The sequence below is a fragment of the Streptomyces sp. NPDC001450 genome, assembly GCF_053597295.1.
In genome coordinates this window covers 26,770-50,555 of sequence record NZ_JBSFHY010000007.1, presented here as the reverse complement: position 1 = coordinate 50,555, position 23,786 = coordinate 26,770, and the positions used below count along the sequence as shown (strand labels likewise).

Genomic DNA, 23,786 nt, shown 5'->3' with positions numbered 1-23,786 from the left:
GGGACGGTTACTTGATGAAGAGGCGACGCGGGTCGATACCACCGATCACGTCGTCGTAGACCAGGCCGCCGATCTTGGAACCGGCGATCTGCGTCTGCTTGTAGTACGCGGTCGGGACGACGTTGATGCTGTCCTTCACGATGTACTCGTCGAGCTTCTCCCACTCGGCCGCGGACTTCACCGGGTCGGTGATCTTGTTGATGCGGTCGATCTCGCTGTTGATCTTCGGGTCGTTGATCTGCGAGTAGTTCTGCGCACCGTCGGCGATCACACGGCCGTCGTACAGCGGCGGGATCACGGTCGAGGCGGACGGCCAGTCGGCACCCCAAGCGGTGTGGAAGATGTCGTAGTTGTTGTCCAGCTTGGAGACCTGGTCGTAGTAGGTCTCGGCCGGGATCTCCTGGCGCTGGACGTCGAAGCCGGCCTTCTTCAGGCCCGCCGCCATGGCGGTGGAGTACTGCTGGCCCTCGGGGGTGTTGATGTAGCCGAAGGTCAGCTTCATGTTGAGTTTGCCAGCCTTCTTCAGCAGCTCCTTGGCCTTGGCCGGGTCACCGGCGGGCTTCTTCTTCTTGCCCCACGGGTCGAAGGCGGCGTCGTAGCCGGAGACGGTCGGGGAGATCAGACCGCCGGCGACCTCCATGGCGTCGTTGCCACCGTAGGCGCGCACGAACGGCGTGATCGGCAGGGCGTAGGCGATGGCCATGCGGACGTTCTTGTCCTGCATCGCCGGGTGGTGCATGTTGATGTTCATCTGGCCCACGTACGGCTGATAGCCGGAGACCGTGCGGGATTTCATCTTCGGGTCGCGCAGCACCTTGGACAGGTTGCCCGCGTCGACCTGGTTGTTGAAGCTGACGCCGGTCTGGTCCGCGCCGCTGTCGGCGAGCAGGGCCTTGGTGGAGGTCTCGAACTGCTGGTTGAACGTGATGTTGAACTGGTCGATGTACTGGTGGCGGATCGGGTCCGTCTTCGCGTCCCAGTTGGGGTTCTTGACCAGCACCATCGACTTGCCCGACTTGAACGACTGGATCTTGTACGGGCCGGTCACCACGGGCGCCTTGTCGTAGCGCTCCTTGGTGTCGCCCTTCTGGGAGACGATCGCGTAACCCGCCATGGCCAGCGCGTAGGGCAGGTCGGGGTGCGGGGTCTTGAAGTGGAAGACGATCGTCTTGTCGTCCGGAGTCTCCAGGACGGAGTCGGGTAGGTGCTTGCCCTTGTACGGACCGTCCTTGAGGAGCTTGCGGTAGGTCGCGCCCGGGGTGTCCGCCAGCCACTGCTGGAGGTAGGCGGGGCCCTGGTTGATGAACGGCGCGAAGAGCCGCTCGACCGTGTGCCGGACGTCCTTGGAGGTGATCGGGGATCCGTCCTGGAACTTGATGCCGTCCTTGAGCGTGTACTTCCAGGTCTTGCCGCCGTCGGTGGTGGTGCCGGAGTCGGTGGCGAGGTCGCCGACGACCTCGTGCTTGCTGCCGTCGTCGCTCGTGGCCTTGTACCCGGTGAGGCCGCGGTGGAGCAGGGTCGCGAGCGAGCCCTCGTCGGAGACGTAGATCTGCGCCGGGTCGAGGTGGGCGTAGCTGTCGCGCTGGAGTACTTCCATGGTGCCGCCGGACTTGGCCCCCGGCACGTCGGCCGCCGGGCCGGTGGAGTCCGCCGCACCACCGAACTTGATGGACGCCTGCTGGCGTTTGGCGTTCTCCTCCTGCTTCTTGTCGTTGCCGCCGCTGTCGCTGCCGCCCTTGCTGCAACCGGTGAGCACAAGAGCTCCGGCCGCGAGCACGGAGAGTGCGCCGTATACGTGGCGTCCGCCCCTACTCATCACGAAGATTCCCACCCATCTGTGTGTCACCAGTGCGTTGTCTGTGCCACCAGTGCGAAAAAACTGCTGGAAGTGCCGTGAGATGCAGTGCAATTGCCGTGCGGTGTGGTGAAGTGCGCGGTCAGCGCGCGGTCTTGGGATCGAACGCGTCCCTGACCGAATCCCCGAGCAGGTTGAACGCCACGACGAAGATGATCATCGAGATGCCGGGGAAGAACATGTAGGTGATGTCGTTCTGCATCACCAGTTCGGTGGACGCCTTGGAGAACATCTGCCCCCAGTCCGGCGTCGGTTCGACGATGCCCACGCCCAGGTAGGACAGGCCCGCCTCGGCGGTCACGAAGCCGGGCAGCAGATACGTCGACTGCACCAGCAGCGGTGTGACGACGTTCGGCAGGATCTCCTTGCGGATGATCCGCCACGGCGACGCACCGCTCACCCTGGCCGCCTCGATGAACTCCCGCTCGCGCAGGGCGAGGGAGGTACCGCGCAGGATGCGGGCAAGGCTCATCCAGCCGAGGAACCACTGGACGAGGATGAGGGCGACGACACGGACGTAGGTGGGGGTCTCGTCGCGCGGGCTGACGAACAGGGAGACGACGACCGGCATGCTCGCGATGAAGAACAGCTGGGCCGGAAAGGCGAGCAGGAAGTCGATGACCCGGCCGATGAAGAAGTCGGCCCTGCCACCGAGGTAGCCGGCCGCGACGCCGAGCAGGATGCCGGTCACGACGACCGCGATGGTGACGGCGACCGAGATCATCAGTGAAGTGCGGATACCGTAGATGAGCTTGGTGAAGACGTCGTAGCCGTTGCCGGGTTCAAGGCCGAACCAGAACTCGCCGCTGATGCCGCCGTTGGGCTGTACCGGCACACCGGCGCTGTCGAAGAGTTCGGGGCGCTCGTCGGCGTACACCGTGTACGGGTCCTTCCCGTACAGCTTGGAGATCACCGGGGCGAGCAGCCCTATCAGGAAGAAGAAACCCACGACGTAGGCCGAGATCACGCCGGTGCGGTCGCGTTTGAAGCGCATCCACATCAGCTGGCCGGGGGACCGGCCTTCGAGCTTGACGGCCTCGTTCTTCGTCTCCGGCCCTGGTTCGCCGTCCACGAGGACCGAAGTCCCGCCGCCCTCAATGTTGATAGGACTTGTCACGGTTCGTCCGTTTCACAGGTATGGGTGTGAGAGGTGTCCGGGTACGCCGAGAACACGCGAAGTCACAGTCGGACGCGCGTAGTTCTACGCCTGAATCACACCGCTGGAAGCGACGAACTGACCCACCTGGTGCTCGTGACACCGCGCATGGGGGTTCCTCCTCATGACTTCACGTGTTCACCAACAGGAGAGGGTTCCCGTCTTCCCTCCGACACCCCTGACGGAGGGTCAGACACCCCCTGGTGCTCGCGAGTCGGCGCTGTCCCCACAGCGCGAGACCCATTGACCCGAGCGGTACGCGGCTAACTATCTGCCATGAGCCAGGTGGCGACCACCGTCTTTAAATCTCAATTCAGTCACAGCTACCCCGAAGAACTTCCAAAAACTGGACAAACTGTTCGACGGGAGAAGGCCGCGAAACGGACGTGTTACATAGGTATCGGTCTGGGATCTCCGCATTACGGACACCTGCCGCCGGAAAACCGGTTGCGAAAAGCCCGGGTGCCCCCATGATGGGAGCACCCGGGCTCAAGTGAGGTGCGACCAGGCCGAGTCCGGCCCGGGATCAGCCGTGCTTCGCGTGGCTCGCGGCGCGGGCGCGCTCGCGGGCGTCCAGGTTCACCTTGCGGATGCGAACCGCCTCCGGGGTGACCTCCACGCACTCGTCGTCGCGGCAGAACTCCAGCGACTGCTCCAGGGAGAGCTTGCGCGGCGGGACGATCGACTCGGCCACGTCGGCCGTGGACGACCGCGTGTTGCCGCAACCAGCGAGCCGTTGTTACGGGTCTGCAGCGCGCCGAACCACGGCTCGTGGCCCTCGTGGATCGAGTGGCCGATGCCCGTGCCGCGGGTCTGGGTCAGGAACTCGGTACGGAAGCCGATCAGACCGCGGGAGGGCACCACGAACTCCATGCGCACCCAGCCGGAGCCGTGGTTGGACATGTTGTCCATACGGCCCTTGCGGACGCCCATGAGCTGCGTGACGGCGCCCATGTGCTCCTCGGGCACGTCGATCGTCATGCGCTCGACCGGCCCATAGACCGTGCCGTCGACACGTCGTCGAGCTTCTGCGTGGCCAGCAGGCCGGTGCCGACGGAACCGAGGGCGCGGCGCACTTCGCCGACGGGCGCGCGGAGGCGGGCGGCGGATACGCTGGGCCGTCCGGTGAGGGCGACGGCGCCCCCGTCGAGCTGGACCTCAAGAGGGCCTAGCAGGCGGAACCTGGGTTGGGAGGTGAGCATCAGCAGAAAATGGGCCAGTGCCACCCGGCGGGCAACGAACGCCCGTTCCCCCCTGGGTCCGTGCTCGACTCGGCTGCAGCGCAGCGAAGTCGTTACGTGAGCCTGTGCGGAGGGTCACGAGAGCGTCTGATGAGGCCCGATCCGGCCGCCGCCATGCCCCTACAGGGTTGGCGGGCCGCCCCAGACATCAAGTGGGTGCTCGGAGAGATGCGGACCCGGTTGTGCCAGGAGGAGTTCGATCTCTTCGTCATGACCGGGCACGCCTCCCGAAGTGGATGCCGGACCGGGTACGGGAGATCTTGCCGTGGCCAGACGGGCCCGTTAGTGCAGGGAGTACTTGACGATCCAGGTCATCTTCTTGATGTTGGCCGGCCGCTTCGTGCAGACGACCTTGGTCTTGCTGACTGCCTGAACGTATCCGCAGTCGATGTGCGCCAGCCCGGTCTTGTGGTTGTTGCGAAGGTCGTAGGTCTGCCACCCCGTCGTGTTCCTCCCCGTCTCACACCCTTCAAGCGTGGGCGTCTTGCGTCGCCCGTTGCTGTTGATGCAGATGCCGCCGAACGGATACATGTCAAGGCTGTAGTTGACGTACGCCGTCGCCCCGTAGTTGTTCCAGGTGAAGGCGTCCTTCTTCTTGCACGGCCCCAGCGACAGCTTCTTGTGCTCGCCGTTGCCCTTGAGGCACTGGTGGTTGTACTGATTGACGAAGTACCAACGCCCTCCCGCCTCAGCATGCGCTGCTGAGGACGGGATCACAGCGGAGAGCACGGCCAGCATGAGTGTTGCGATGAAGCTGGCGGATGCCATGAATCTGCTCTTCATTCCCGATCTCCATTCCCCGTCTTCGGCCTGTCTGAGCCCGAGGTCGGCCGATGGACACCTCCGACCTGGGCGCTCCAGCCTCTCCGGACGGACTTTCCGGCAACTTTCAGCGGTCTTTCAGCATGGCCAGTTCAGTTCAGCCAACCTGGAGAAATCTCCGCATTTCGAACACCAGCAGCCGGAAACGCAGACGCGAAAAGCCCGGGTACCCCCGTGACGGGGGCACCCGGGCTCAAATGGGGTGCGATCAGGCCGGAGCCGTCAAGCGTCAGCCGTGCTTGGCGCGGCTCGCGGCGCGGGCGCGCTCGCGGGCGTCCAGGTTCACCTTGCGGATGCGAACCGCCTCCGGGGTGACCTCCACGCACTCGTCGTCGCGGCAGAACTCCAGCGACTGCTCCAGGGAGAGCTTGCGCGGCGGAACGATCGACTCGGCCACGTCGGCCGTGGACGACCGCATGTTGGTGAGCTTCTTCTCCTTGGTGATGTTGACGTCCATGTCGTCGGAGCGGGAGTTCTCGCCGACGATCATGCCCTCGTACACCTCGGTGCCCGGCTCCACGAAGAGCACACCGCGTTCCTGCAGGTTCGTCATCGCGAAGGCGGTGACGGCGCCGGCACGGTCGGCGACCAGGGAGCCGTTGTTACGGGTCTGCAGCGCGCCGAACCAGGGCTCGTGGCCCTCGTGGATCGAGTGGCCGATGCCCGTGCCGCGGGTCTGGGTCAGGAACTCGGTGCGGAAGCCGATGAGGCCACGCGAAGGCACGACGAACTCCATGCGCACCCAGCCGGAGCCGTGGTTGGACATGTTGTCCATACGGCCCTTGCGGACGCCCATGAGCTGCGTGACGGCGCCCATGTGCTCCTCGGGCACGTCGATCGTCATGCGCTCGACCGGCTCGTAGACCTTGCCGTCGACGTCCTTGGTGACCACCTGCGGCTTGCCGACGGTCAGCTCGTAGCCCTCCCGGCGCATGGTCTCGACCAGGATGGCGAGCGCCAGCTCACCACGGCCCTGGACCTCCCAGGCGTCCGGACGCTCGGTCTCCAGGACGCGGAGGGAGACGTTACCGATCAGCTCGCGGTCCAGGCGGTCCTTGACCTGGCGGGCGGTGACCTTGCGGTCCTTGACGGCCGACTTGGCGTCGGCGCCCTTGCCGGTGCCGCCGCGGCCGACCAGCGGCGAGGTGTTCGTACCGATGACCATGGAGATCGCGGGCTCGTCGACCGTGATCAGCGGGAGCGGGACCGGGTTCTCGGTGTCGGCGAGGGTCTCGCCGATCATGATGTCCGGGATACCGGCGACGGCGCAGATGTCACCCGGGCCGGCCATCTCGGCCGGCTTGCGGGTGAGGGCCTCGGTCATCATCAGCTCGGAGATGCGGACGTTGCTGACCGAGCCGTCGCGCTTGATCCAGGCGACCGTCTGGCCCTTGCGCAGCTCGCCCTGCTCGACGCGGAGCAGCGCGATACGGCCGAGGAAGTTGTCGGCGTCCAGGTTGGTGACGTGGGCCTGGAGCGGGGCGGCCTCGTCGTAGGTCGGGGCCGGGATGTGCTCCAGGATCGTGGAGAAGAACGGCTCCAGGCTGTCGCTGTCGGCCGGGACCGTGCCGTCGTCCGGCTTGGTCAGGGAGGCGATGCCGTCACGGCCGCAGGCGTAGACGATCGGGAACTCGATCTGCTCCTCGTCCGCGTCCAGGTCGAGGAAGAGGTCGTAGGTCTCGTTGACGACCTCGTCGATGCGGGAGTCCGGCCTGTCCGTCTTGTTGATGCACAGGATGACGGGCAGGCGCTGCTGGAGGGCCTTGCGCAGCACGAAGCGGGTCTGCGGGAGCGGGCCCTCGGAGGCGTCCACGAGCAGGACGACACCGTCCACCATCGACAGACCGCGCTCGACCTCGCCGCCGAAGTCGGCGTGGCCGGGGGTGTCGATGATGTTGATGGTGATCGGGTCCCCGCCGTCCTTCGGGTGGTACTTGACCGCCGTGTTCTTGGCGAGGATCGTGATGCCCTTCTCACGCTCCAGGTCGTTCGAGTCCATCATGCGGTCGTCGACCGAGTCGAGCTGGTGGGCGGCGAAGGCACCGGCCTGCTTCAGCATGCCGTCGACGATGGTCGTCTTGCCGTGGTCGACGTGGGCGACGATGGCGACGTTGCGGATGTCGTGGCGCGTGGCCATATTGCGACGTACTCCCGGGGTGTGAGGAAGGCCCTCTGCGTACGTCCGTGTGACGCGGGCCCTGCCGGGCTTGACATGCCACGGCCTCACCCCATGTTACGTGGCCCTGAGGGGGTCGGCCTCCTCAGGGCCACGGCGGTCTCAGCTGCCGGACGGGCGCGGCGAGACCTTGGCGCCCTTCTTCAGGAATCCCATGTCCTCGTAGACGGGTGTCTGGAACCCGAAGGCACCTGCGTTGACCAGGTCTTTCCGGGCGCCGACCAGCTGCGGGCGCTGGTAGAGCGGGATGGAGCCGGCCGACGCCCAGATCCGGGAGTCCGCCTTGCGGATCAGGTCCCGCGCCTCGTCCTCGTCCAGCGTCGAGGCGGCCTGGTCGAAGAGCTGGTCGACCTGGTCGGTGCCGACCCGGGTGAAGTTCTGCTCGACGTTCACCGAGCCGTCGGCGGCCGGGACCGGCTTGGCGTAGATCGGCCGGGCGTCGGTCGCGGGGAAGGCGGAGGACGGCCAGGAGTACAGGGCGAGGTCGTAGTCGCCCGCGGCCACGTGGTCCTTGAAGTAGCTCTCGTCCGAGACCTTGGTGATCGTGGTGCGGATGCCGACCTTGGCGAGCATCGCCGCGATCCGTTCGGCGACGGAGTTCAGGGACTCGGAGCCGGGCCCCGAGGGGAGCACGAAGCGCAGGGCGAGGGCCTTGCCGTCCTTGGCCAGCGGACCGGTCACGGCACCGGCCGGGGCCGCGGTGCCCTTCGGGGCGTAGGCGCCGGGCGCGCCGCCCTGCCCGCCGTTGTACTGCTTGCCGTCCCGCGAGAGGTGCTTGCCGCCCTCGTCGCCCTTCTCCCGCTTCTCCTCGGCCGACTCGTGGTGCTTTCCCTTGTCGTCCCTGCCCTTGTCGTCCTCGCCGACGATGTACTGGCCGTCGTCACCGCCGTCGGACTCGTCCTCCTCCTTCTTCTCCTTCTCCTTCTTCTTCGCGTTCTCGGAGCCGGCCGCCTTCTCGGCCTTCTTCTGCTCCTTCACCGGTCCGCCGAGCACCCAGCCGGCGTCCGCGAGCAGTGCCGCGGCCTCCTTGGTGTCCGCGCCGCCCAGGGCGCCGCTGTTGTCGACGTAGTCGGCCTGACCGGACAGGGCGAGGTGGCTGCCGACCGGGACCGCGGGCAGGCCGAGCGGGGTCAGCACGAGCTTGGCCAGTTCCTCGCGGTCGATCGCGCGGGCGACGGCCTGGCGGACCCGCTGGTCGGCGAGGGGGCCCGCGGCGCCGTTGAGGGCGAGCTGGGTGTAGGCGGGTTCCAGCGACTTGCGGACGTCGAAGGCGTGCAGCTTCTCCTGCTGCTCCAGGTACCGGGTGATGGCCCTGCGCAGCGTCTTCTTGCCGGCCTTGACCTCGTCGGAGTCGAAGCCGTGCGCGAGCGCCCAGGAGCGCAGCTTCTTGGCGGAGGTCTTGCCGGCGCCCTGCAACGGGGTGCCGGTGCCCCCCTGGCGGGAGGCGAGGTTGATCCGCTCGGCCTCGGCCGGGTCGATGTCGGCGAGGTCCACCGTTCCGTCGGCGAGCGCCGCCGCCCGTTTGTCGCGGGCCACGGCGTGCAGCACGATCTCGTTCAGCTTGGCGGGCTTGCCCCACCAGCGCGGGTTGCGGGTGAGGACGATGTCCTTGGCCGCGGTGTCGACCTTCTCGACCTTGAAGGGGCCCGCGGTGACGTTCAGCTTGCGGCGGGCGCCGTCGTTGAAGGCGTCCGGGGTGCCCATGACGTCCTTCGGGTACAGCGGGGAGAACAGCGACTTCCAGTCGGCGTAGGGGCGGGCGAAGGTGACCCGGACCTGGAGGTCGTTCGCGCCGCGCTCGATCTTCTCGATGCGGTCGTAGCCGGCGTTGCGGGCGGTCCAGTAGGCGCTGTCCTTTCCGGACAGGGCGCGCCACTGGGCGACGAAGTCGGCGGCGCCGATCTCCCGGCCGTCGCTCCAGACGGCCTGCTGGTTCAGCTTGTACAGCACGACCTGGCGCGGCTCGGTCTCGATGACCTTGGCGGACTCCAGATAGGCGGGGTTGGCCACCGGACGCCCGGTGGCGTCGAGGCGGAACATCGACGGCAGCACGGCCTGGGCGACCCGGGTGGTGCCCGCGTCGGCGTCGGCCTGGAAGGTGTTCAGGGTCTCCGGTACGGCGTCCACGGCCCACTTCAGGGTGCCGCCCTCGGCCACCTGGTCGCGGGCGACGAGGTCGATGTCCTGCCCGGCCAGGGGGCGGCTCGGCTCCTCGTCGGAGCCGCAGCCGGCAAGCAGGGACGCCGCGAGGGCGCCCGCGCTGAGGAAGGCGGCCGATCGCAGGACCGCACGCATTCCGACGCCGTCGTGGGACATCTCTGCTACCTCCGGGAAGCCGCGGGCGTTATGATCACTTTTGGCCGTATATGGAGCTGATCAGATCTATGCACTCAGTCAAGAGGAAAGGATCCGGCAACAGCGGGCGACACGGCGACGACGCAAAGTAAGCCACCCGTGCGGCGCAACACACCCGGAGATGCACCCACGCGACTCCGCCAATCGATGCACATCTCTTCACAGCGACAGGTGTGACGCGCAACACTCCAAGGCGCATGAACGTTGCCGCCCAGGGCCCGCAGGACCCGTGGAAGTGAGGGCAAGTCATGTCCGTGCACGACGAACTGACAACCGTCCAGCGCAGCCTCGACGATCTGTACCGGTCGCTCGGGCGCCTGGAGAAGCAGCTGGGCAGCGGTGGCCTCGAGATGCGCCGGGTCCGGATGGACGCCGACCATCTGCGCGAGAGCCTGGCGCTGCTGCGGGACGCGGCCCGCAGCCCGGCCGCCCCGAACCGGCCCGACCTCGTCACCATCTCCGACACGCCGTACGACATCAGCCTGTGGACGGACTCTGACGACGAAGGCCTGGGCGCCCGCGACCGGCACGCTCCCTGAACCGAACCGACCGGAGTCTCCCTTGGCGACTGGTACGGAACCTCAACAGAACAGCGGCGGCGTACGTTCGCGTACGCGCGCCGCGATCGACGCACCGCATCTGCGGACCGACCGCTGGTGGCTGGCGCCCGCCGTCACCGCGGCCGGTCTGTTCGCCTTCGTCGTCTACTCGACCTGGCGGGCCTTCGCGAACGCGGACTACTACGCGGCGCCGTACGTCTCCCCGTTCTACTCGCCGTGCCTGGCGCAGAACTGCGCGACCATGCACGCGGGGCCGAACGCCGACCTCTTCGGGAGCTGGTGGGCCATCTCCCCCGCCGTCATCATCCTGATCTTCCCGCTCGGCTTCCGGCTGACCTGCTACTACTACCGCAAGGCGTACTACCGCAGCTTCTGGGCGTCACCGCCCGCCTGCGCGGTGGCCGAGCCGCACCGGACGTACACCGGCGAGACCCGCTTCCCGCTGATCCTGCAGAACGTCCACCGGTACTTCTTCTACGCCGCGCTGCTGGTCGCCGGCGTGCTGACCTACGACACCGTGCTGTCCTTCCGTGACGAGCACTACCGCTGGGGCCACATGGGCCTCGGCACCCTGGTCTTCCTGGTCAACATCGTGCTGATCTGGGCGTACACGATCTCCTGTCACTCCTGCCGGCACATCGTCGGCGGCAAGCTCAAGCACTTCTCCAAGCACCCCGTGCGCTACCAGGCGTGGCAGTTCGTCGGAAGGCTCAACGCCCGGCACATGCAGCTCGCCTGGGCGTCGCTGCTGAGCGTGGCGCTCGCCGACTTCTACGTCTATCTCGTCGCGTCCGGTGTCTTCGACGATCCGCGCTTCTTCTAGTGAGGGACTGACTGATGTCCGTGGTGGACCGGCAGGAGTGGGACGTCGTCGTGGTCGGTGCCGGCGGCGCCGGGCTGCGGGCCGCGATCGAGGCGCGCGAGCGGGGCGCCCGTACGGCGGTGATCTGCAAGTCGCTGTTCGGCAAGGCGCACACCGTGATGGCCGAGGGCGGCATCGCGGCGGCCATGGCCAACGTCAACGAGCACGACAACTGGCAGGTCCACTTCCGTGACACCCTGCGCGGCGGCAAGTTCCTCAACCAGTGGCGGATGGCCGAGCTGCACGCGCAGGAGGCCCCGGACCGGGTATGGGAGCTGGAGACCTGGGGCGCGCTGTTCGACCGTACGAAGGACGGGAAGATCTCGCAGCGCAACTTCGGCGGCCACGAGTACCCGCGGCTCGCGCACGTCGGCGACCGTACGGGTCTCGAACTGATCCGCACGCTCCAGCAGAAGATCGTCGCGCTCCAGCAGGAGGACAGGAGGGAGACCGGGGACTACGAGTCCCGGCTGAAGGTCTTCCAGGAGTGCACGGTCACCAGGGTTCTGAAGGACACTGCATCCGACAGCGGCTCCGCCGCGGGCCGCGTCTCCGGGGTCTTCGCCTACGACCGTGAGTCCGGCCGGTTCTTCGTCCTCGAGGCGCCCGCGGTGGTCGTGGCGACGGGCGGGATCGGCAAGTCCTTCAAGGTGACGTCCAACTCGTGGGAGTACACGGGCGACGGGCACGCGCTGGCGCTGCTCGCCGGGGCGCCGCTGCTGAACATGGAGTTCGTGCAGTTCCATCCGACCGGCATGGTCTGGCCGCCGTCGGTGAAGGGCATCCTCGTCACCGAGTCGGTGCGCGGCGACGGCGGGGTGCTGCGCAACTCCGAGGGCAAGCGGTTCATGTTCGACTACATCCCCGACGTCTTCAAGGAGAAGTACGCCGAGTCGGAGGAGGAGGGCGACCGCTGGTACGACGACCCGGACCACAACCGGCGTCCCCCGGAGCTGCTCCCTCGCGACGAGGTGGCCCGGGCGATCAATTCCGAGGTGAAGGCGGGCCGCGGTTCCCCGCACGGCGGGGTCTTCCTGGACGTGTCGACCCGTATGCCCGCCGAGGTGATCAAGCGCCGGCTGCCCTCCATGTACCACCAGTTCAAGGAGCTGGCGGACGTCGACATCACGGCGGAGGCGATGGAGGTCGGGCCGACCTGCCACTACGTGATGGGCGGCATCGCGGTCGACTCCGAGACGGCGGCGGCGCGCGGGGTGCCGGGGCTGTTCGCGGCCGGTGAGGTCGCGGGCGGCATGCACGGCTCGAACCGGCTGGGTGGCAACTCCCTCTCCGACCTGCTGGTGTTCGGGCGCCGGGCGGGCTGGCACGCGGCCGAGTACGCGGCGGGCGTGACCGAACGCCCCGAGGTCGCCGACGCCCAGGTCAACCTGGCGTCCGCGGAGGCCCTGCGGCCGTTCTCCGCGGAGACGGAGGGCGAGGCGGGTCCGCCGGAGAACCCGTACACCCTGCACCAGGAACTCCAGCAGACCATGAACGACCTGGTCGGCATCATCCGCCGCGAGGGCGAGATGGAGCAGGCCCTGCAGAAGCTGGCCGAACTGCGCGTACGGGCCCGGCGGGCCGGTGTCGAGGGGCACCGCCAGTTCAACCCGGGCTGGCATCTCGCCCTCGACCTGCGGAACATGCTGCTGGTCAGCGAGTGCGTGGCGCGGGCCGCGCTGGAGCGCGCCGAGTCGCGCGGCGGGCACACCCGCGAGGACCATCCGGCGATGGACCGCGCCTGGCGCAACGTGAACCTGCTGTGCTCGCTCGCCGACCCCACCGGAGGCCTCGCGGCGACCGATCCCGCGCGCGGCCAGATCCGGCTGACCCGGGAGAACACCGAACCCATCCGCCCTGACCTGCTCGCCCTCTTCGAGAAGGAGGAGCTGGTCAAGTACCTCGCCGAAGAGGAGCTGTACGAGTGAGCAGCTACGAGGCCCGTTTCAAGGTGTGGCGGGGTGACGTGGAGGGCGGCGGCCTGGAGGACTTCGCAGTCGAGGTCCACGACGGGGAGGTGGTGCTGGACATCATCCACCGGCTCCAGGCGACCCAGGCGCCCGACCTCGCCGTGCGCTGGAACTGCAAGGCGGGCAAGTGCGGTTCGTGCTCGGCGGAGATCAACGGGCGCCCGCGGCTGATGTGCATGACGCGCATGTCGGTGTTCACCCGGGACGAGACCATCACCGTCACCCCGCTGCGCACCTTCCCGGTGATCCGTGACCTGGTGACCGACGTCGGCTTCAACTACCAGAAGGCCAGGGAGGTTCCGGCCTTCGTACCCCCCGCCGGAGTGGGCCCCGGCGAGTACCGCATGTTCCAGGAGGACGTGGACCGCTCGCAGGAGTTCCGCAAGTGCATCGAGTGCTTCCTGTGCCAGAACACCTGCCATGTCGTCCGCGACCACGAGGAGAACAAGAAGGCGTTCGCCGGGCCGCGCTTCCTGATGCGGGTCGCGGAGCTGGACATGCACCCGCTGGACGCGGCGGAGGAGACCGGCCTGGACCGCAAGGGCACGGCCCAGGACGAGCACGGCCTCGGCTACTGCAACATCACCAAGTGCTGCACGGAGGTCTGCCCGGAGGACATCAAGATCACGGACAACGCGCTGATCCCGCTGAAGGAGCGCGCGGTGGACCGCAAGTACGACCCGCTGGTGTGGCTGGGGTCGAAGATCAGGAGGAGGTCTTCGTAGTGTCCCGGCCGGGGCGCCGGGCGAGGGCCTGGATGATCAATCCGGTCAGGAACAGCGCGAGATACCCGAAGAACGCGACGCCGCCGAAACCGGCGTCCTCGAACGGCCCCAGGAACAGGAGCAGGCTCAGCCCGAGCGCCATGACCAGGGTGCCCCACCCCCACAGTCGTGGCCGTACCACCCGGCCACGGGCGGGCCACGGCACCCGGTCCGCCGCGATGGACGCGATGCCGCCCGCCACGAGCAACGCCGTGACCAGCCATGCCGCCACCACCAAGTACATGTGCATGACGATCATCGTCCCATCGGAGTGCGTACCGGAGAAGTCATCCACCCAGTCCTTCCGGTACGCCCGCCAGTCCGCCTGCGTCGCCGCGAAGTCGACGTACAGGGCGACGCCGAAGCGGGTGCGGTCGGCGTCGGTGCGGGACAGGCCCAGGCGGACGCCGCGTACGGCGGCCGGGACGGTCTCAGCGGCGGCCCAGTGGCCCATTTTGTCGGTGTGGTAGAAGGGCAGGCCCATCAGGAGGTCGGTGGTGTCCGGGGTGACCTCCAGGGCGAGGCTGGTCTGCTGGGCCACGTAGCCGCCGTACAGGCTCTGCAGCGGCTGCGCGGTGTCGTACGACATGACGGCGATCTGGTCCACTCGGCGGGCCACCTGCCCGAAGTAGGCCTGTGACCACCACTTGGGGTGGCCGGTGGTCAGGCCCGCGAGGGAGTGGAACGCGGGCAGTGGGTCTATCTGGTGGGCGGCGACGGAGAGCAGAGCGTGGTGGGCGTGGGTGAGCGCGCGGAGGTCGTCCAGGAGGGAGAGGTAGTCGCGGTCGCCGGAGTGCAGGGGCTCCAGGTCGAAGTGGGCGCCCTGGAAGCCGGTGGCGAGGATCCGGCGGGTCGAGGTGACGACGGCGGCACGGGTGGCGGCGCGCTCCAGGTGCAGGCCGTCGGGGGTCTCGCCGGCCAGCTTGTCGCCCAGCCAGGCCTGGACGCGGATGCCGGGCACTTCCCGGTGTACGGCTTGGATCAGCCAACGCGCCTTCGAATAGGCCGACTTGGGGAGGGTGCCGTCGTGTTCCAGCGGGCCCGAGTGGACGTAGAGGTCGCGGATTCCGGTGCCCTGCAGGCGGTGGGCGAGGGCTTTGACGTCCCTCTCGCTCTTGCGGCCGTCCACCCAGGCGTGGCCGAGCCAGATCGCGTCCTTGTGACGGGTGTACGTACCGCCTGCCGGATCGCCGGTGTAGTTCAGGCGCAGGGCTGTTTCTGCGGCGAGCAGGGGAACGAGCAGCAGGAGGACGAGGGTGAGGGCGCTGCGTCCCGCCCAGCGGCGGGCGCGTCTCGTGTCCATCTGGTCCCCCTGCCCTCGTGTTCCCCCAGCCGTATCCGCCCCACTCGCGAAGCCGCCTACCTGCCCATACGCTCCAAAATGTGACGTCCTCCCTGATCCGGGGCCGGCCCCGGCGTGCCAAGGCGCACATACGGGTGCGGCTGGTGCATGCCGTGCTGGGTGCGCTCGTGGGGGCCGGGTGGCTGGTGTTGCCAGTGATGACGACCGGTGAGCATGATCCGGTTCCCGTCTCCCCGGCCGGGCCGGTCGCGAGTGCCGCCGCGCCGCAGCAGGACGGGACGTCCGTCACCGACTACCTCATGCCGCTGGTCGCCGTCGGTGCGGCCGGGGCGCTGGCCGGGTACGGCTATCTGCGGCGCACCCGCCGGGCCCGGACCCGGACGACGCCGGGCGTGGTGTCGGCCGCGCCGCCCGTGCCCACCGCGGTCGAGACCGAGCGACAGGCCCGCGCCGCGCTGGTGCTGGCCGACGACTGCGTGCGCGGCAGCAGGGAGGAACTCTTCTTCGTCGAGGAGCTGTTCGGGGGCGAGGCGGTCGAGCCGTTCGGGCATGCCCTGCGGGCCGCAGAGACCGAGCTGTCGGCCGCGTTCGCGATATGGCGGCGGTACGAGGAGGGGGTTCCGGGGGAAGAGAGGGCCCGGCGGCAGGCGCTGGTGGGGGTGGTCGGGCGGTGCGCGGAGGCAGGGCGGCGGCTGGACGCCGAGGCAGCGGGACTCGACCGGCTGCGGGGGCTGGAGCAGGGGCTGGGTACGGCGCTGGAGGTCGCCGAGGAGCGCTTCCGGGAGCTGGCCGCACGGACGGCCGCCGCCCAGGCCACGGCGGCGGATCTGCACCAGCGGTACGCGCCCTCGGCCGGGGCCCCCGTCACCGGGTATGTCGAACAGGCCAAGGACCGGCTGGTGTTCGCCACGTCGCAGCTCAACGAGTCCCGTCAGGCGGCCGATTCGGGAGACGGGCGGCGGGCGGTCCGTCGGTTGCGCGCGGCCGAAGGCGGGGTCGCCCAGGCGGGTGTTCTCGTCGGCGGGGTCGAGCGGCTCGCGGCACAGCTGCGGGAGGCGGCCGCGCTGGCGCCGGCCGCGCTGACCGGCGGGGAGGCGGAGATCGCCGAGGCGCGGCGGGGCGGCGGGCGGGCCCTGCTGGCCCCCGGTGAGCTGCACGCGCGGGTCGCCCACGCCGACGGCGTGCTGGCCGCGGTACGCGCGGAGCTGACCGCCGGCCCCTACGACCCGCTGGACGCGCTGCGGCGCATCGCCCGGGCGGTGGAGCGGCTGGAGGTGGGGCGGTCCGGGGTGGTGGAGGCGGCCGCGCGGCTCGTGTCGCGCAGCACGGTCGGCGAGGCCGAGGACTTCATCGCCGTGCACCGGGGGGCGGTGGGCGCGGAGGCGCGGGCACGGCTGGCGGAGGCGGAACGGGCGCTCGGCTCGGGTGCCGACGCGGACGTACTCGCCCGAGAGGCCCGCGATCTGGCCGAACGCGATGTGCGGGCCCGCGGGAACCCGTACGCCGACGGCCACGCCGCCGGCCTCGCCGGCGCCGTCCTCGGCGGAATCCTCCTGGCCGAGGAGCCGGACGGCGGCCCTCCGGCCGGCTTCGGCGGCCCGGAGACCCGGGGCCGCCGACATCTCCGGTAGCCGCGACCCGGCACGCCGACGCCGCGCAGCGCCCCCACCCCCACAGCCGACCGAGACGGCAGGGCGGAGAGCACCTGGGTGGCGCCCTTCCAACCGACCAAGTCCGGGTGGGCGGGTGAGCGGGTGAGCGGGTGGGAAACAGCGGTCTGAGGGCCCAGCCCAGCGCGCCAGCGCCTCCCAGCGACGACACCCCCGACAGCCGACCGAGACGGCAGGGCGGAGAGCACCTGGGTGGCGCCCTTCCAACCGACCAAGTCCGGGTGGGCGGGTGGGAAACGGAGGCTGGGGGGCGGAGCCCCAGGGCGGAGGGTCAGAAGAGGCTGAGCAATGCCTCCGCCGGGTCCGTCAGGCTGTTCTCGCCTCCGGGGAGCGGGAGTTCGAACCACACCGTCTTGCCCCGCGGGGTACGGCGCGAGCCCCACGCCGCGCTGAGCAGGCCGACCAGTTGCAGGCCCCGGCCCCCCTCGTCGGTGTCGCGGGCGCGGCGGCGGCGGGGCTGGACCAGGCCGGAGTCCCAGACCTCGCAGACCAGGGTGCGGTCCAGCAGCAACCGGAGCCTTATCTCGCCCTCGCCGTAGCGCAGCGCGTTGGTGACCAGCTCGCTGACCAGGAGTTCCGTGGTGTCGACCAGGGGCTCCATGTCCCAGCTGAGCAGCTGCGCGCGGGCGTACTCACGGGCCCGCCCCACACTGCGGGGCTCGCGCGGCAGCGTCCAGTCGCCGACGGAGTCGGCGGGCAGGCCCTGGACCCGGGCCATCAGCAGGGCGATGTCGTCCTCGCCGTGGTGGGTGTCGAGGGTGTTGAGGACGTGGTCGCAGACGTCCTCCAGGGGGCGGGAGGGGTCGGTCAGCGCACCGACGAAGGCCTGGAGGCCCTCGTCCAGGGGGTGGTCGCGGGATTCGACCAGGCCGTCCGTGTAGAGGGCGAGCAGGGCGCCCTCCGGGAGTTCGACCTCCACCTCCTCGAAGGGCTCGCCGCCCACGCCCAGCGGCATGCCCGGCGGCACGTCGAGCATCAGGGCCGCCTCGCCGGGTTCCACCAGCACCGGGGGAAGATGGCCGGCGTTGGCGAACGTGCAGCGTCTGGTCACCGAGTCGTAGACCGCGTACACGCAGGTGGCGAGGTACACCTCGGAGAGGTCGGCGTCGCGGGGCTGGCGGGCCGCGCGGGTGGCCTGCTGGACGCCGCCAGGGGTGCCGAGGCCGCGGGCGATCTCGTCCAGCGCCGAGAGCACCTCGGCCGGTTCGAGGTCGAGCAGGGCCAGTGTGCGGACCGCCGTGCGGAGTTCGCCCATCGCCACCGCGGCACGCAGACCGCGGCCCATGACGTCCCCGACCACCAACGCCGTGCGATGGCCCGGGAGTTCGATCACGTCGAACCAGTCGCCGCCGACCTCCGTCGCCGCGTTGCCGGGCAGGTAGCGGCACGCGATGTCGAGGCCGGACGCCTCGGGGTCGCCGGGCGGGAGCAGGGACCGTTGCAGGATCAGCGCGCGTTCGTGCTCGCGGCGGTACAGGCGGGCGTTGTCGATACAGACGGCGGCCCGCGCGGCCAGTTCCACCGCGAGGTCCCGGTCGCGGTCGCCGAACGGCTCGCTGCCCTTCGTACGGGCGAACTGGGCGAGACCCACGACGGTGTCATGGGCGACCATCGGCACGACCAGCATGGACTGCACGAGACCGCCGTCCTCGGCGGGGACGCGCTGCGGCCGGGCGGTGCGCAGGGCGTCCGCGCAGGGCGAGTTGAACGGGAAGTGGTGGACCGCGCCGACCGCGACGGGCTCGCCGGAGCCGCTGAAGGGCGCGTCCGACACGGCGCTGGCGAAGGCGACACGGCGCAGTTCCGCGCTGCCGTCGGCGAGGCCGGGCGGGGTCTCGTCGCCGGTGAGCAGGCCCTGGTAGAGGTCGACGGTGGCGAGGTCGCAGAACCCGGGGACGACGACGTCGAGGAGTTCGCGGGCCGTGGTCTCCAGGTCCAGGGAGTTCCCTATGCGGGCGCCGGCCTCGTTGAGCAGGGCGAGGTTGCGCCGGGCGGCGGCCGCCTCGCGGGCCGCGGCGCGGCGGGCGGTGATGTCGGTGCCGAGCCAGGCGATGCCGATGGGCCGGCCGCTGCCGCTGTGCACGCGGTAGAGGTTGACGGACCAGTGCCGGCGTTCCTCGGAGTCCGGGACGAAGCCCGTGACATGCATGTCGGTGATGGAGTCGCCGGTCTCCAGCACTCGGCGCAGGGTGGCCGAAACCCGCTCGGCCTCACCACGCGGGAGGTAGTCGTGAACTCCCTTGCCACGGTGGTCGTCCGGGGATCCGCCGAAGATGGAGGCGAAGCGCATGTTGGCACGGCGCACCCTGAGGTCGATGTCGATCAGCAGGAAGCCGAACGGGGATTGGCCGAAAATCGCCTGCGAGGCGGCGAGGTCGGTCTCGATGCTGCGCAGGGTGCGGACGTCCACCACTATGCAGACGGCGGCCTTGTCGCCCTCGGCGGTCCGGGTGGGCATGACGTAGACCTCGGCGAGCCCCTCCTCGCCGCGCGCTCCGTCCGGCCGGTCCGGCATCCGGAAGGGGACCACCCCGGTCCACTCCCGCCCGTCGAGGATTTCGGCCATCTTGCGCTGGCCGCGCTCGCGCAGGTCGGGATCGACGAACGCCTCGATGGGGTCCATGCCGACGGCGCGTTCGGCGGGGATGCCGAAGAGTTGCTCGGCGCGCAGGCTCCACTGCTCGACCACCCCGCCGGGGCTGATGGAGAAGGACGCGACCCTGATGTAGTCGTAGATCGAGCCGGGCGGACTGCTCTGCCACATGGCATCGCCGGGCGCCGCGGTCTGCGCGGCCTGGTTCCTCGCGCCGCCCGACGGGTCCTCGGACTCCGTGGCCTTCGCTGGTATCTCGCTCACGCGAACCGTCCCCTCCAGCTCACCGCGCCCGGCACCGGTCACCGGTGGCGGCTGCCCGCAGTATCCAGCACTACGGCGCCGCACGACACGGTGTTCACGATCACAGCTCGGTCCAGGCGTTTTTCGGACCTGACTGCGAGAACACAACCAGTCTTCTAACCAGGGAACACGCCCTCGAATCACGCACCCCCACCCCGGTGCCGGGCGCGCATCGCAGCATGGACGGCGCACAGCGGCCTGTGCACCGGACTCACCTGGGCACCGCCAGTTCGAACCAGACGGTCTTTCCGGTGTCGCCGGGCCGGGTGCCCCAGCGGCGCGAGGAGCCGGCGACCAGTTGCAGACCGCGGCCACCCTCGTCCTCGGGATGGGCGACGCGCTCGCGCGGTGGGTCCGGGAGCGGGTCGGAGACCTCGACCAGCAGCGTGTCGCCGAGCCCCGCGGGGCGTACCAGCCGTACACCGATGGGCCCGGTCGCGTGCCGCAGGGAGTTCGTCACCAGTTCGCTGACCAGCAGCGCGGCCAGATCGGCGAGGCAGTCGAGGTCCCAGCCGCGCAACTGGCCCCGGACCGCTGCGCGTGCGGTGCGCACGGCGCCGGGTTCCGCGGGAAAGGTCCACTCGGCGCGCTCGCCTTCGGTGTCGATCACGCCGATCACTTCCCAGGCCAACGAGCCCACCCATGTCCGGTTTCATGGGGTTAATGAGGACATACCCGGTATCCGGGGAGCATTACCGCGTGGGAGGGCGCGCGGTGGCACGAACGGCGTACGGGGCGCGTGCGCGCCGCGTGGGGCAGAGTGCGCCTAAGAGCTCGGGCGGTGCGGCTGTCGGGCGACTGCAGGATTGTCGCGGCTTGTCGCGCCCCGCGGCGGAGCCGCGGATTGATGCAGCCCCGTGCCCCTTTCGTCGGAGCTTCGCCCCGGACTCAGGCGGGCGACCAGTTCCCCGACCGCAGGGACGTCCTGGTCGAGCCAGTTCACATCCCAGAGCTCGTCCGGAGTCAGCCACCGCACGTCGTCGTGGTCCTGGAGGGGGCGGGGTGCGGCGGAGCCGGGGCGCAGGCGCGCGGTCCACACCTGAAGGACGTACGGGGACCGCAGGGGCCACTCCCCCGGTACGCGCTCGACCGCCTCGGTGTCGATGCCGAGTTCCTCGCGCAGTTCGCGCACCAGGGCGTCCTCGGGTCGCTCGCCGGTCTCGACCTTGCCGCCGGGCAGCTCCCAGCGCCCGGCCAGCTCGGGAGGCGCGCTGCGCCGCGCGGCGAGGAGCCGGCCGGCGTCGAACAGGGCTGCTCCCACCACCACGATCCGTTCGGTCATAGGGCGGAGCCTACGGGAGCGCGCCAGTGGTCAGTTGAGCGCGCCTGAGGTCAGTTGTGGGCGCCGTCGCCGTTCTGGCCGAGCCGTTCGACCCAGTAGAGCTGCTTGTGGCCGCGGTCGTCGAGACTGTCGGCGATCTTCTGGGCCTCGGCCCGGGTCGCGTACCGTCCCACGCGGTAGCGATTGCCGTTGTCGTCCTGCCTTATGACGATCCAGGGCAGGGAGACCGTGCCCTCACTCATCGCCCCCACCGTTCCTTCTCGCACCGCCCCACCCGCTTTCCCTCCCGGGCCCCCGTCGCGCCCCGCCTAAGGAAACCGCAATCCGCATATGCCCGAGCGTACGCCCTACCTTCACGGAGCGAATACGCCTTTTCACAAAGAGGTACGCAACCAGCCAGAACGCAGGGGGCGCGCGATGGCGAACGCGCCGCCCCACCCACCTCTGTCGTGCGTCGGGGGCATATCGGGCGGACCCTGGATCACCTGGGAAAACGGCCGGATTGCAGCGGGCCGCAGGGGGCCGGGAGCCGGGTTTCGGGGCGCAGACGCCCACCCCGGGAGCGTGCGGAGGTGTGCGCTACTTCACGGGCAGGTGGTACGCGACCCGGTAACGGTCGGCGGGAATCACGACGTCGGCAGTCTCCACGGGGCGGCCCGATGCGTAGTAGGTGCGCTGGATGACGAGGACCACATGCCCCGGGACGCCGCCGAGGACGTGCAGTTCCTCGGCGAGGCCCGGGCGGGCGCCGACCTCCTCGGTGACGTTGTCCACGATGACGTCGATGGCCCGCATGCGCTCGACGACGCCCATGCCGCCGAGCGGTCCCTCCTCGGGCAGCATCACGGGCGTGCGGCCGGTGACGGCGAGGGGCTCCCAGGAGGTGGAGAGCATCATCGGCTCCCCCGCGTCCCGGAACAGGTACCTGGTGCGCATGACCCGCTCGCCCGGCTTGAGGCCGAGCCGCTCGGCGATGGCGGCCCCGGCCCCGGCCTGCTCGCTGCTGGACTCCCAGGTGCCGCGCACCGTGGCGTCGGCCTGCTCCTGCCGGAAGGGCGTGGCGCCGGCGGGCGGCCGGAACCCGGAGCGGGCCACGCGCCGGGGCACCGGGCGTTCGCGCACGTACGTCCCGGAGCCAGAGCGGCCCTCGACCAGGCCCTCGGCCATCAGCACCTTGCGGGCCTCCAGCGCGACCGTGTCCGAGACGCCGTACTCCTCGCGGATGCGGGCCTGGGAGGGGAGCCGGGTGTGGGGCGGCAGCGAACCGTCGACGATCTTCTTGCGGAGATCACCCGCGACACGCAGGTACGCCGGCTGCTCACCGAAAGTCACTGGCCGCTCCCATCAGGTTGTACAGACAGCAACAGCCTGGCAACCGTGGGTTGTGCCATGCAAGCAAAGGCCAGAGAATCACTCGATGTGATGACATGTGGCCGGGGAGGGCTTTACCCAGGCACTTTCTCCCCGTTATAGCCGCGGTCACACCTCTCCGCGGTCACACCTCTCCGCGGTCACACCTCTCACACCTCTCCGCGATCACGCCCCCGCTCGATCACACCGCCAGGGCGCCGCCGCTCCCGTCGCCGGAGTCCCCCGAGCCGCCGTCACCCTTGTCGTCGGCGGGCGGAGTGGTCTCCAGTCCCAGGGCCCCCCGCGCGGGTACCGCCTCCTTCGGATCGAGCAGCCCGAGCCCGGCGTCGTAGTGCTGGTAGAAGGCGTCCAGGCCCTTCGCCTTCGCGGCCTTCGCCCACTCCGCCCGGGCCTTGTCCAGGTCGCCCGTCAGGGCCGTGATCCGCCCCACGGCGCTGGCGGGCCACTCGTGCCCGCGCAGCATCCGGGCCTGTTCGGCCAGCGCGGCCGACACCCGGCCCGCCCACTCCTTGTGCCCCGGCAGGTCGTCCTCGACGTACTTCGTGTCGGGGGCGGTGGCGAGGGCCGCGTTGAGGACGTGAGCCGCCTTCAGATAGGCGACCTGGTCGGCGTCCAGGACGGTCTCGTCGTTGCGCAGCGAGCCGGTGAGGTTCCCGCCCTCGGTGACGCTGCCGAACACGCAGGTGACCTCCCGGTCCCCGGCGGACCAACTGCGCTCGGTGGGCGTGAGGTAGTAGACGTCGACGTCGTCGGGCACGGCCCAGCCGTCCATCGCGTAGGCGTCCTGGAGGCCGTAGCAGCGGTCGTCGGCGGTGCCGCCGACCGAGTCGTCGCCTGGGTAGGCCCCGTCCCTCAGCCGGAAGGAGGCGAACACCTCGCCGTCGTGCTCGCCGGAGCACGGAACCTTGTCGACGTCGTCCGTCTCGCCGCTGAGGCTTCCGCCGGGCGCGTCGAAGCACTCGCCCTTGACCAGCGAGATGCTCGCGCCGTCGCGTGCGCCCTCCTTGACGCCGTCCCAGAAGTCGGACGCGCCCCCCGTGGCGAGCATCAGCACCCACACCGCGAGCCCGATCCCGGACAGCACCGAGCCGCCGACCGCCAGCCCCTTGCCGCGCTCGCCCCGCCGGCCGATCTGCCGCAGCGCGATCAGCCCGAGCACCAGCCCCACACCCGGCAGACAGCACAGCACGCCGAACACGAGGGAGGCGATGGCGAGTCCGTTGACGGGCGCCGGCTGGTTGTAGGGGCTGTAGCCCTGAACCCACGGCTGGTACGGCCCGTAAGGGCTCTGCGGGCCCTGCGCCTGCGGGTACGACGGCGGCCCGTACGGCCCCTGCGGGTACTGCTGGGGTGGCTGATACGGCCCTTGTGGCTGGTGGGGGCCGGGGGGCGGGGGTATGGACACCGGTACCGTGCTCCTGGGTCGGGCGGTGGGACTGGTCAGACGGGCCCTGGGGCCGACGGCTGGACCGACGTACGACTGGGCGCATGGTAAGCGGGGCA

General features: G+C 69.8%; 17 protein-coding genes and 2 pseudogenes. 5 read left to right on the top strand and 14 right to left on the bottom strand.

All coding sequences use genetic code 11. From position 1 onward, the window contains the following. Positions 1 to 7 precede the first annotated feature (7 nt). The 7 genes and pseudogenes from ACWC5O_RS09400 to ACWC5O_RS09370 form a co-directional block, all read right to left on the bottom strand. Positions 8 to 1,816: an ABC transporter substrate-binding protein gene (locus ACWC5O_RS09400; protein WP_450581054.1), complete on the bottom strand. Its 1,809-nt coding sequence runs from the start codon at positions 1,814 to 1,816 to the stop codon at positions 8 to 10. 121 nt (positions 1,817 to 1,937) lie between these two features. Beyond that, entirely contained in the window at positions 1,938 to 2,972 is a 1,035-nt protein-coding gene (locus ACWC5O_RS09395; protein ID WP_450581055.1) for an ABC transporter permease, read from the bottom strand. Positions 2,973 to 3,537: 565 nt separating this feature from the next. Beyond that, positions 3,538 to 4,025, bottom strand: a pseudogene (locus ACWC5O_RS09390) (translational GTPase TypA); the annotation flags it as partial. Continuing rightward, positions 3,989 to 4,213 (bottom strand): hypothetical protein, encoded by a 225-nt coding sequence (locus ACWC5O_RS09385; RefSeq protein ID WP_450581056.1) that lies wholly within the window; start codon positions 4,211 to 4,213, stop codon positions 3,989 to 3,991. The gene ACWC5O_RS09385 and the pseudogene ACWC5O_RS09390, both read right to left, overlap by 37 nt. A 321-nt stretch (positions 4,214 to 4,534) precedes the next feature. Next, positions 4,535 to 5,020, bottom strand: coding sequence for a hypothetical protein (locus tag ACWC5O_RS09380; RefSeq protein ID WP_450581057.1), 486 nt, complete (start codon positions 5,018 to 5,020; stop codon positions 4,535 to 4,537). Positions 5,021 to 5,303: 283 nt separating this feature from the next. After that, complete coding sequence (gene typA, locus ACWC5O_RS09375; protein ID WP_450581058.1) at positions 5,304 to 7,211, bottom strand: translational GTPase TypA; 1,908 nt, start codon at positions 7,209 to 7,211, stop codon at positions 5,304 to 5,306. A gap of 141 nt (positions 7,212 to 7,352) precedes the next feature. After that, complete coding sequence (locus tag ACWC5O_RS09370) at positions 7,353 to 9,566, bottom strand: ABC transporter family substrate-binding protein (protein WP_450581059.1); 2,214 nt, start codon at positions 9,564 to 9,566, stop codon at positions 7,353 to 7,355. 287 nt (positions 9,567 to 9,853) lie between these two features. Between ACWC5O_RS09370 and ACWC5O_RS09365 the strand changes: the two genes are divergently transcribed. From ACWC5O_RS09365 to ACWC5O_RS09350, 4 genes are read left to right on the top strand one after another with little or no spacing between them, the layout of a single operon-like run. Next, a complete protein-coding gene (locus ACWC5O_RS09365; RefSeq protein ID WP_393468646.1) occupies positions 9,854 to 10,144 on the top strand; it encodes a hypothetical protein in 291 nt (96 codons plus the stop codon). 22 nt (positions 10,145 to 10,166) lie between these two features. Continuing rightward, positions 10,167 to 10,988, top strand: a complete 822-nt coding sequence (locus ACWC5O_RS09360) for a hypothetical protein (RefSeq protein WP_450581060.1) — start codon at positions 10,167 to 10,169, stop codon at positions 10,986 to 10,988. 14 nt (positions 10,989 to 11,002) lie between these two features. Beyond that, on the top strand, positions 11,003 to 12,955 hold the full coding sequence (locus tag ACWC5O_RS09355; protein ID WP_450581061.1) for a fumarate reductase/succinate dehydrogenase flavoprotein subunit: 1,953 nt from the start codon (positions 11,003 to 11,005) through the stop codon (positions 12,953 to 12,955). Then, the gene (locus ACWC5O_RS09350; RefSeq protein ID WP_450581062.1) at positions 12,952 to 13,722 is read left to right on the top strand and encodes a succinate dehydrogenase/fumarate reductase iron-sulfur subunit; all 771 of its coding nucleotides are present in this window, start codon (positions 12,952 to 12,954) and stop codon (positions 13,720 to 13,722) included. Before ACWC5O_RS09355 ends, ACWC5O_RS09350 begins: the two co-directional genes overlap by 4 nt. Positions 13,723 to 14,053: 331 nt before the next feature. Here the strand turns inward: ACWC5O_RS09350 and ACWC5O_RS09345 are convergent. Next, positions 14,054 to 15,070 (bottom strand): annotated as a pseudogene (locus tag ACWC5O_RS09345) (hypothetical protein); the annotation flags it as partial. Positions 15,071 to 15,144: 74 nt separating this feature from the next. Here ACWC5O_RS09345 and ACWC5O_RS09340 point away from each other — a divergent pair. Next, positions 15,145 to 16,695 (top strand): hypothetical protein, encoded by a 1,551-nt coding sequence (locus tag ACWC5O_RS09340; RefSeq protein WP_450581063.1) that lies wholly within the window; start codon positions 15,145 to 15,147, stop codon positions 16,693 to 16,695. A gap of 310 nt (positions 16,696 to 17,005) precedes the next feature. On the opposite strand, the gene ACWC5O_RS09335 is transcribed toward ACWC5O_RS09340, so the two are convergent. The 6 genes from ACWC5O_RS09335 to ACWC5O_RS09310 all read right to left on the bottom strand — a co-directional run bounded on the left by ACWC5O_RS09335 (position 17,006) and on the right by ACWC5O_RS09310 (position 23,688). Beyond that, entirely contained in the window at positions 17,006 to 19,591 is a 2,586-nt protein-coding gene (locus ACWC5O_RS09335; protein WP_450581064.1) for a SpoIIE family protein phosphatase, read from the bottom strand. Positions 19,592 to 19,841: 250 nt separating this feature from the next. Beyond that, on the bottom strand, positions 19,842 to 20,270 hold the full coding sequence (locus ACWC5O_RS09330) for an ATP-binding protein (RefSeq protein WP_450581065.1): 429 nt from the start codon (positions 20,268 to 20,270) through the stop codon (positions 19,842 to 19,844). 126 nt (positions 20,271 to 20,396) lie between these two features. After that, positions 20,397 to 20,912: a (deoxy)nucleoside triphosphate pyrophosphohydrolase gene (locus ACWC5O_RS09325; RefSeq protein ID WP_450581066.1), complete on the bottom strand. Its 516-nt coding sequence runs from the start codon at positions 20,910 to 20,912 to the stop codon at positions 20,397 to 20,399. A 50-nt stretch (positions 20,913 to 20,962) separates the two neighbouring features. Next, on the bottom strand, positions 20,963 to 21,154 hold the full coding sequence (locus ACWC5O_RS09320) for an SPOR domain-containing protein (protein WP_450581067.1): 192 nt from the start codon (positions 21,152 to 21,154) through the stop codon (positions 20,963 to 20,965). Positions 21,155 to 21,491: 337 nt separating this feature from the next. Then, positions 21,492 to 22,244 (bottom strand): GntR family transcriptional regulator, encoded by a 753-nt coding sequence (locus tag ACWC5O_RS09315; protein WP_450581068.1) that lies wholly within the window; start codon positions 22,242 to 22,244, stop codon positions 21,492 to 21,494. A 220-nt stretch (positions 22,245 to 22,464) separates the two neighbouring features. Further along, positions 22,465 to 23,688 (bottom strand): DUF4190 domain-containing protein, encoded by a 1,224-nt coding sequence (locus ACWC5O_RS09310; RefSeq protein WP_450581069.1) that lies wholly within the window; start codon positions 23,686 to 23,688, stop codon positions 22,465 to 22,467. Positions 23,689 to 23,786: the final 98 nt, after the last annotated feature.